This window comes from Gilliamella sp. X-46 (genome assembly GCF_057063525.1).
Genome location: NZ_JBXSQH010000016.1, coordinates 41,144 through 50,673 on the forward strand (window position 1 = coordinate 41,144; position 9,530 = coordinate 50,673).

General features: G+C 35.9%; 7 protein-coding genes and 4 tRNA genes. 9 read left to right on the plus strand and 2 right to left on the minus strand.

All coding sequences use genetic code 11. The features are described 5' to 3' along the window. Nucleotides 1–50: 50 nt before the first annotated feature. Entirely contained in the window at nucleotides 51–2,114 is a 2,064-nt protein-coding gene (locus ACYIAJ_RS09410) for a BglG family transcription antiterminator (RefSeq protein WP_483560216.1), read from the plus strand. 27 nt (nucleotides 2,115–2,141) lie between these two features. Continuing rightward, nucleotides 2,142–2,804, plus strand: a complete 663-nt coding sequence (locus tag ACYIAJ_RS09415; RefSeq protein ID WP_483560218.1) for a class II aldolase/adducin family protein — start codon at nucleotides 2,142–2,144, stop codon at nucleotides 2,802–2,804. Between the two features lie 155 nt (nucleotides 2,805–2,959). Here the strand turns inward: ACYIAJ_RS09415 and dhaL are convergent, their stop codons facing one another. Continuing rightward, nucleotides 2,960–3,589 carry a dihydroxyacetone kinase subunit DhaL gene (dhaL, locus tag ACYIAJ_RS09420; protein WP_483564692.1) on the minus strand — a complete coding sequence of 210 codons (630 nt, stop codon included), beginning with the start codon at nucleotides 3,587–3,589 and terminating at the stop codon, nucleotides 2,960–2,962. Nucleotide 3,590: 1 nt separating this feature from the next. Next, nucleotides 3,591–4,595 (minus strand): dihydroxyacetone kinase subunit DhaK, encoded by a 1,005-nt coding sequence (locus ACYIAJ_RS09425; protein WP_483560221.1) that lies wholly within the window; start codon nucleotides 4,593–4,595, stop codon nucleotides 3,591–3,593. 282 nt (nucleotides 4,596–4,877) lie between these two features. Here ACYIAJ_RS09425 and tcdA point away from each other — a divergent pair, with 282 nt between their 5' ends. The 7 genes from tcdA to ACYIAJ_RS09460 all read left to right on the plus strand — a co-directional run. Next, a complete protein-coding gene (tcdA, locus tag ACYIAJ_RS09430; protein ID WP_483560223.1) occupies nucleotides 4,878–5,672 on the plus strand; it encodes a tRNA cyclic N6-threonylcarbamoyladenosine(37) synthase TcdA in 795 nt (264 codons plus the stop codon). Between the two features lie 298 nt (nucleotides 5,673–5,970). Continuing rightward, nucleotides 5,971–8,667, plus strand: coding sequence for a bifunctional acetaldehyde-CoA/alcohol dehydrogenase (gene adhE, locus ACYIAJ_RS09435; protein WP_483560225.1), 2,697 nt, complete (start codon nucleotides 5,971–5,973; stop codon nucleotides 8,665–8,667). A gap of 152 nt (nucleotides 8,668–8,819) precedes the next feature. After that, nucleotides 8,820–8,895 (plus strand) — tRNA-Thr (locus ACYIAJ_RS09440). Between the two features lie 32 nt (nucleotides 8,896–8,927). After that, a tRNA-Tyr gene (locus ACYIAJ_RS09445) sits at nucleotides 8,928–9,012 on the plus strand. 55 nt (nucleotides 9,013–9,067) lie between these two features. Further along, nucleotides 9,068–9,142, plus strand: a tRNA-Gly gene (locus tag ACYIAJ_RS09450). Nucleotides 9,143–9,145: 3 nt separating this feature from the next. Then, nucleotides 9,146–9,221 (plus strand) — tRNA-Thr (locus tag ACYIAJ_RS09455). Nucleotides 9,222–9,403: 182 nt separating this feature from the next. Continuing rightward, the coding region (locus tag ACYIAJ_RS09460; protein WP_238786112.1) for a GTP-binding protein at nucleotides 9,404–9,530 on the plus strand (127 nt) is incomplete at its 3' end.

A 9,530-nucleotide genomic window follows, 5' to 3' on the forward strand; every position in this document is an offset into this window, starting at 1 on the left:
GGTGGTAATATTAGTTGCCATCAGACAACGAACAATAAGGTAATTATTATATGGTTGTCGATAAGCGAATTCATGTTGTTTTAAAAGCATTAATTCATAATCCAAATATGAGTGGTGTAGAGCTTCAATCTGAATTTGGGTTAACTCGTAAACAGCTTAGTTATACCATTAAGAAAATTAATGACTTTCTTGAATCATCTAATCTTGAATTAATTAAACGATTTAAAACAGGTAAGTTTAGTGTTCCTAAATTAGTGATCGAAACCTTTAGGGATGAGCCTGTATCGCTTGCTATTGGACGTTATATTTATTCTGAAGATGAACGAGTTCATTTGCTACTCTTTTTTCTATTAATTAGAACGGAAAGAATGTCGTTAATACATCTTTCTTCGTTCCTTACCGTCAGTCAAAACACTGTTCTTAATGATATCAAAAAAGTACAAGCAATGATTGTTCAATATCATTTACAAATCAACTATGACCGCGAGAATGGTTATCGTATTATCGGTACTGAAATTGACAAACGTTATTTGTTGCTAAAATTAATTCGCCGAATTATTAGTATGCCAATAGCTGATAAAATTTTTAGAGAAAATGAGACTATTACTCAAGGTCGTTTAGAACAAGTAGGGCAGGTTTTTAGCGAAATAGAAAAAAAATTAAAAATTGTTTTTACTGATGAGCAGTTGCAAGAGCTGACTTACTTTATTTGTTTTATGTTACAGCGCATAGAAACCGATAAAAAAATTGAGCTTTTGCCAGAGAATTATATTGAAGCTGCAAATAGTCGTGATTTTCAATTATTGAAAAAGCTCATTGAAAAATTTGGTATCACTGATCTTAATGAGCAAATTTTTTTGATGGTATTAGTGCAAAGCTCTAATATACAAACTCTATCCGATAAATATTTCCATTTAGATGCGGTGCTATTAGAATGTGTCGTTGAGGTTATTGCTAATTTTGAACAGATTAGTTGTATCACCTTTAAAGATAAGAGCGAACTGATTGAACGTATTTATCAGCATTGGAAACCTGCTTATTATCGTATTCGATATCATATTTCAAATATCAACAGTGTATATGACATTGTATTGCAAGAATTTGGTCACTTACATGAAATGGTACGAAAAGCAATTTCCCCTTTTGAAAAAATATTGCATTGTAATATGCCAGATGAAGAGGTCGCTTTTATTACTGTACTTTTGGGCGGTTGGTTAACTCGAGAAGGTTTGATTAATCGAATTAAAACAAAGAAGATCGCTATTTTTGTTTGCGAAAATAGTGCAACTGTCTCAACTTATCTTTACCTGACTTTACAAGTATTGCTCCCTGAATTACATTTTTCTGATGCCATGTCTAAACGTGAGTTCGAAAAATATCATCATTATTATGATATTGTTTTTTCTACCTCACATTTATCTACCGATAAATTGTTATTTATTGTTAATCCTTCACTGAATAACTTTCATAAAAATGCTTTTCGTCATCAAGTGATTGGCACTTTACAAGGTATTGATCCTAGCATTATTCAAATTGATGAGCTGATGTTAATTATTGAAAAATATAGCAATATCAAAGATCAAAAAGCACTGCAAAAGGAGTTAACTGCATATCTTTATAACGATGAAATGAATGATAACCCCGTACTAATAACACAACAAGAAATTCCCTCATTAGCCGACTTAATGCAAAAAGAACATATCAACATTATAGAAAAAGTGAATATAGCATGGGAGGATGCATTAGCATTAGCTGCCCAACCATTGTTAAACAACCAATCCATAGAAAGTGAGTATCTTGAAAGAATGGTGAATAAAATCCAATTTGAGCAACCTTACATTATGCTGGTCGATGGGTTAATTATTGCCCATGCTGGTATTGATGATGGTGTAAATAAAGTCGCTATGTCTTTACTTAAATTATCAGAAAGAATCACTATTTGTGGTTATATGCAAGCTGATTTAATTGTTGTTTTAGCAACAAATAATCCTCAAAAACACCTTAAAGCACTTGCTCAATTAAATGAATTATTAGAATTTCACGAAGGTGCAACGCGCATACGAAATGCCAAAAATAGCAATGAAATTTGGGAATTGTTTGCCAATTATCAATGAATATCTTGTCAAAATAGGAGTTACACAATGTTAGAGATACAAAAACAATATGTGGTCGACATGGCTAAAAAATCGAGTGAGTGGGGGCTTTGTAAACATAAAGCAGGTAATTCTAGCGTTCGTGATAAAGAGTCAGGGTATGTTCTTGTCACGCCAACAACAATTGATAAAAAGTTGTTAACAATTCGGGATATTGTTGTGATGGATATTGATGCTAACGTTATTGAAGCCGATTCAGGATTGAGACCAACCAGTGAGTGTTTAATGCATCTTGAGATTTATAAAGCCCGTCCAGATGTTTTTGCTATTTCACACACGCATTCTATTTTTGCAACATCATTTGCTGTATTAGCAAAACCTATTCCTGCCGTTGTTTATGAGTGTGCAATTCTTAATTTAAAAGATGGTGTGATCCCTGTTGCACCCTATGGTCGACCGGGTACCCCAGACCTTTCAAATAGCGTTATAGAACCCATAAAACGAGCTGATGCCATTTTAATGGAAAAGCATGGTGCTATTGCCGTAGACAAAGATCCTTATGAGGCTGTATTAAAGGCTGCATATATTGAAGAAATGGCTGAAATATACTATCACGCTTTACTGATTAATGGTGGTAAAGATCCAGGTGGATTTCCGCCAGAGGAATTACAGCGTTGGGCATATCCTTCGCAAATTAAATTTAAAAAATGATTTTTAGTCTATTGGTTTTAGCCAATTAATAGAAAAATAGTGAATCAGTAAGAAATTTTATTTTAAAAAATTAGATGTTGTTTGAATACTTAGAATATTATTTTATCTATATTGCGATGATGATGTCCGCCGATAATGTCGGCGGATTTATTGTTTTATTGGGTTTGGATATATTTATTCATATATTTTAAGATATACGCCATTGAAGCCGCTCCCGGATCCATGTGACCAATTGCGCGTTCACCTAAATTTTTAGTTCGTCCAAATACAGCGATCATCTGTTTCGTTTTTTCTGCGCCTTCCATAGCAGATTGTGCTATTTTAGGGAGCGCATCGATTAACTTCGAAGATGTTAATTGACTTGCGGTTGTTGCACTAGCGGCTAAGGCATCAACCATAGTTTTATCCCCTGGTTTGGCTTTTCCTCGTTGATAGACTGCCTGCCAACCTTCATTAAGGAGTTTTGATAATGCATCAGAATCAAACTCTGTTACGCCTGTAATACTTTTTCCGCCCGCTCTAAATAAAGTACCAAAAATAGCGCCAGAAGCTCCGCCCATACTTATCATTAATTTTGTACCAATTTGCGTAAAAAAATCACCTATATTAGTTGGTTGAAATTTTTCGTCTTGTAGTAGCACCATGATAGCTGTAAATCCACGTTTCATACCGATGCCGTGATCGCCATCGCCGACTAATTGATCTAAAGCGGTTAATGTTGGTTCACTTTCGATCATTTTTTGGGCGGTAAATAACATCATTTTACGAACTTGTAATAAATTCATTCTATTTTCTCCATCCTAGTGTTTGACAAGGTAAATCATAAAGATGTTGTAATTCTTCATCTAATTTCATTAAGCTAATTGAAAAACCAGACATTTCAAGGGATGTACAAAAATGGCCAACAACGACATCGTGGCTGATTATGCCGCGTGTATCCAGCTCAATACCGACTTTACGTGTTACAATGAACAGTTCGGCGTTACTCAGTGCGCCTAAATTATTAATTAATACACATACGCGGTCGCCTTTTTTAAACGGTAAATCATCACACAAGCTGTCTATCATCTCGTTAACAACTTCATCAGATGACGTTATAGCTTGTCGACGTAATCCAGCTTCACCATGAATACCAATACCAATTTCAATTTCGTTATCATCTAATTCAAAATTGAAATGATTTGATTGAGGTAATGCGCATCCATCTAGGGCGACACCGATGGTACGAACATTGTTGTTTGCTTTTGATACAACTTGGTAGAGATTTTCAAGGTCGTATTTTTCAAATTGTGCGGCAGCGCCAGCAATTTTGTATAAAAACATAATACCAGCAACGCCACGGCGATCAGAAATCTTAGATAATGGTGCCGAAGCAATATCATCAGTTGCTCGAATCGTTTTGATGACAATATTTTCTTCTCCTAATATTTCGGCTGCAATATCAAAATTCATTCCATCACCAGAATAATTACCAAACAAAAATAGTACGCCTTTTCCTTTTTCTATAGCTTTGGTTACCTCAATAATTTGATCTGGAGATGGCGATGTGAAAACTTCGCCAATTGCACAGCCATCAATTCCGCCTTTACCAATAAATCCTGCAAAGGTTGGTTCGTGGCCACTACCACCACCTGAGACAATAACTACTTGATCACTGGCAATATGGTTACCATAAACGGCACAATGTTCAGAAATTGCAGTTAATCTACCCTGATTGGCATAGATTAACCCCTGCATGACTTCTTGTCTTACATTATTTGGATTATTAAGTAGTTTTTTGGGTTTTCGCATTCTTTATTTCCTCTTTTATTATAGTTAACAACATTTATTGTAGGGAAAATTAATAACTCAAACGAATACAATTAATGACAAATAATATCCTACTTATTGCGCATCATCGGGATGATTTAGTTGATCTTTATGAGAGCTAGAAATTTAGTGTTTTATTCTTGAAAAGGTATAGTATCACTAATACTTATTAATAACTTGTTTATAAAATAATATTGCAGTTATAATTTGTAAAAAATTTCAGGAGCGTAGGTGTTTAGCTATAAGCACCATCAATCATAATCGATGAATACAGAATCTTATCTTCAACGTTTTAGTGGTATTGCAAGGCTTTATGGTCAGTCGGCTTTGCAATGCTTTTCACAAGCGCATATTTGTGTAATTGGTATTGGAGGTGTCGGTTCTTGGGTTACAGAGTCACTCGCGCGTAGTGGTATTGGTAAAATTACCTTAATTGATATGGATGATGTATGCGTGACAAATACTAATCGTCAAATTCATGCTTTAAAATCTAATATAGGTAAAGCTAAAACCTCAGTGATGGCAGAACGTATTTTACAAATTAACCCTGAATGTGTGGTGAATGAAATTGATGATTTCATTAATATCGATAACGTCAGCGAATATTTGGGAACAAAGCAATCACCACGGTATAACTATATTATCGATGCAATTGATAGTGTACATGATAAAGCAGCGGTACTTGCATATTGTAAGCGACAAAAATTAAAAGTGATTACCATTGGCGGGGCTGGTGGTCAAAAAGATCCGACACAAATTAAAATTGCTGATTTAGCAAAAACCGTTCAAGATCCATTAGCGGCGAAGTTACGTGAAAAGCTAAAGCATAATTATAAATTAAACAAAGATAGTAAAGGTAAATATGGCATTCCTTGTGTATTTTCAACGGAACAATTAACGTATCCTTCTAAAAATGGGCAAATATGCTTTACAAAAAGTGATGCAGAGGGGCCTAAAAAAATGGACTGTGAATCGGGGTTTGGAGCAATTACAACAGTTACAGCTACCTTTGGTTTTGTGGCCGTTAGTTATGTGTTAAATAAATTATGTAACATATAACTTTTTAGAACTAGCCATTTTTTCTTTATCAGAAATAGCATTAAAGGATAACTACTTATTTATTAAAAGTAGTTTCCCTTTGTGTACTGTTTAATTACTTCTTTTCAGTGGTTCAAAGTATAAATAAATTAGTTACTTTTATTAACATGCTTTTTTTTCTTCAATATATTATTGTATAAAGTAAAAATCTGATTTACGATAACGTCAATTTCGTTTTGTTATTATGCTTAAGCATTAAATAGTTTCATGGAAGACGCCAAACGATCCCGATTTATTTTTTAATTTCAAGGAGAAATCTATGGCAGTAACTAATATGAATGAGTTAAATGAGTTAATGGCTCGCGTCAAAAAAGCACAGGAGACTTATTCGACTTATACTCAAGAGCAAGTTGACAAAATCTTTGTGGCAGCAGCAACCGCCGCTGCTGCTGCACGTATCCCTCTTGCACAGCAGGCTGTTGCTGAGTCAGGAATGGGAATTGTTGAAGATAAAGTCATAAAAAATCTTTTTGCTGCAGAGTATATTTTAAATAAATATCGTCACGATAAGACTTGTGGGGTAGTCGCTGAAAATGAGCCATTTGGTACTATTACTATAGCAGAACCACTTGGTATTATTTGTGGAATTGTTCCTACTACTAATCCAACTTCTACCGCAATTTTCAAATCCTTAATTAGTCTAAAAACACGTAATGCAATTGTTTTCTCTCCACATCCTAGAGCAAAAAAATCAACGATTGAAGCGGCTCGAATTGTGTTAGATGCAGCAATAAAAGCGGGTGCACCAAAAGATATTATTGGTTGGATTGATGAACCATCTATCGAATTATCAAATGCATTAATGCATCACGATGATGTGGCAGCTATTTTAGCGACAGGTGGACCGGGTATGGTTAAAGCTGCTTATAGTTCAGGTAAACCAGCATTAGGTGTTGGAGCCGGTAATACGCCTGTTGTTATTGATGAAACAGCTGATTTAAAACGTGCTGTAGCTTCTGTACTTATGTCTAAAACTTTTGATAATGGTATGATTTGTGCTTCAGAGCAAGCTATTGTCGTGGTTGATTCTGTGTATGATGAAGTGCGTCGTTTATTAACCCAATATGGTGCATATGTATTAAATGCTAAAGAAACCAAAGCAGTACAAGGTATTATTTTAAACGATAAAGGCGCATTAAATGCCAATATTGTTGGTCAACCAGCAACAAAAATTGCTGAAATGGCTGGTCTTAAAGTGCCTGCTGGTTCAAAAGTCCTTGTTGGTGAAGTGAGTAAAGTCGATTTGTCTGAGCCATTTGCCCATGAAAAACTTTCACCAACGCTAGCCATGTTTAAAGCGAAAGATTTTTCTGAAGCGGTAGATAAAGCGGAAAAATTAGTTGAAATGGGGGGAATGGGGCATACTTCTGTTCTTTATACTGATCAAGATAGCAACCGTGAACGTATTGCTTATTTTGGTAGTAAAATGAAAACTTGCCGTATTTTAATTAATCAACCAGCGGCTCATGGTGGTATTGGTGATTTGTATAATTTTGATTTAGCGCCATCTTTAACTTTAGGATGTGGCTCTTGGGGTGGAAACTCGGTATCTGAAAATGTTGGACCGAAGCACTTAATTAATAAGAAAACCATCGCTAAGAGAGCAGAAAATATGTTATGGCATAAACTACCAAGTTCTATCTATTTTAAACGTGGCTCACTACCTGTTGCTTTAAGTGAAGTGATTGAGCAAGGCGCAAAACGTGTATTTTTGGTAACAGATAAATTCTTATTTAATAATGGTTACTCAAAACAAATTACTGATCAATTAGAAGCTCAAGGCGTTATTTGTGAAACCTTCTTTGATGTAGAAGCAGATCCAACTTTAAGTGTTGTGCATAAAGGAACAGATTCTATGCGAGCATTCCAACCTGATACTATAATTGCATTAGGTGGTGGTTCACCAATGGATGCAGCTAAAATCATGTGGGTTTTATATGAGCATCCTGAAACCAAATTCGAAGAATTAGCATTGCGCTTTATGGATATCCGTAAACGTGCTTGCCATTTCCCAAATATGGGTCAAAAAGCAAAATTAATTTGTGTAACAACGACATCAGGTACAGGTTCTGAAGTGACGCCATTTGCTGTGGTTACTGATGATGCAACGGGGCAAAAATATCCATTAGCCGATTATGCAATTACTCCACATATGGCTATTGTTGATGCTAATTTAGTGATGAATATGCCTCGCTCACTTTGTGCAGCTGGCGGTTATGATGCAGTAACACATGCACTAGAGGCTTATGTATCAGTCATGGCTAGTGAGTTTTCTGATGGACAAGCATTACAAGCTTTAAGCATACTTAAAACTTATCTACCTGCAAGTTATCGGGAAGGTGCTAAAAATCCTGTCGCTCGAGAAAAAGTGCATAGTGCAGCGACATTAGCTGGTGTTGCTTTTGCTCAGGCATTTCTTGGTGTTTGTCACTCAATGGCGCATAAAATTGGTGCAGCTTTCCATATTCCACATGGTGTGGCAAATGCGATGTTAATTAGTAATGTTGTGCGTTTTAATGCAACTGACAAACCAACTAAGCAAGGCACATTTAGCCAATATGGTTATCCTAAAGCAATTGCCCGTTATGCAGAAGTTGCTGATCATTTAGGTTTAACCGCAGCTACTGATAAAGATGAGAAAAAAGTCGAGAAATTAATTGGTTGGTTAGATCAACTTAGAAAAGATCTTGATATTCCATTCTCCATTAAAGAATTTGGTGTGGATGAAAAGACTTTCTTGTCTCAAGTCGATCAATTAGCGGTTGATGCTTTTGATGACCAATGTACTGGTGCAAATCCTCGATATCCTTTAATTGCAGAGTTAAAACAAATTCTGCTTGATACCTATTATGGTCGTGCATATCAGGACAAAGGGGACATTAATGAGGATGTTGCTATCCATACCGCAGCAAAAGGTGCTGAGACCCCTAAGAAAAAAGTCGCTAAAAAGAAATAATCTAAATTAATTTTTTGATTAAAAAAAGGCCTGAAATAGCTCATATTTCAGGTCTTTTTTATATTTTTGACTTTTTTTTAATCAAACAAAATAAAATTTGTTTTTTTTGCTTGCAAGGTTAAATGTTCTAGTCCATAATGCGCAGCACTTAGGCCGGCTTAGCTCAGTAGGTAGAGCAACTGACTTGTAATCAGTAGGTCGCCAGTTCGATTCCGGCAGCCGGCACCATTTTCCTAAGTAAACAGTTTATAAAGATTCGGGGTGGGGTTCCCGAGCGGCCAAAGGGAGCAGACTGTAAATCTGCCGTGTCACACTTCGAAGGTTCGAATCCTTCCCCCACCACCATCATCTAATATTAGCAATAGCTAATTGAAGCATTTAGGTAGCCGAGTTTGAACATGCGGGCATCGTATAATGGCTATTACCTCAGCCTTCCAAGCTGATGATGCGGGTTCGATTCCCGCTGCCCGCTCCAATTGCTGATATAGCTCAGTTGGTAGAGCGCACCCTTGGTAAGGGTGAGGTCGGCAGTTCAAATCTGCCTATCAGCACCATTCTTGTTAATTTCCTAAACTTCTAAAAATATCAAATTTGACTGCTTTAAAGCTTGTCACTTGATAGCTTTATCTGTTATTATTCAGAGCTAATTTTAAGTTAGTATTATGTTGATATTGAATATGATACTTGGTTAATGTGGTGACTCACCACCGATTTGTATTACATTGAGGGACGATAAATGTCTAAAGAAAAATTTGAACGTACAAAACCCCACGTTAACGTTGGTACAATCGGCCACGTTGACCATGGTAAAACAACTTTAACTGCGGCAATTACTTCTGTACTTGCTAAAAAATACGGCGGTC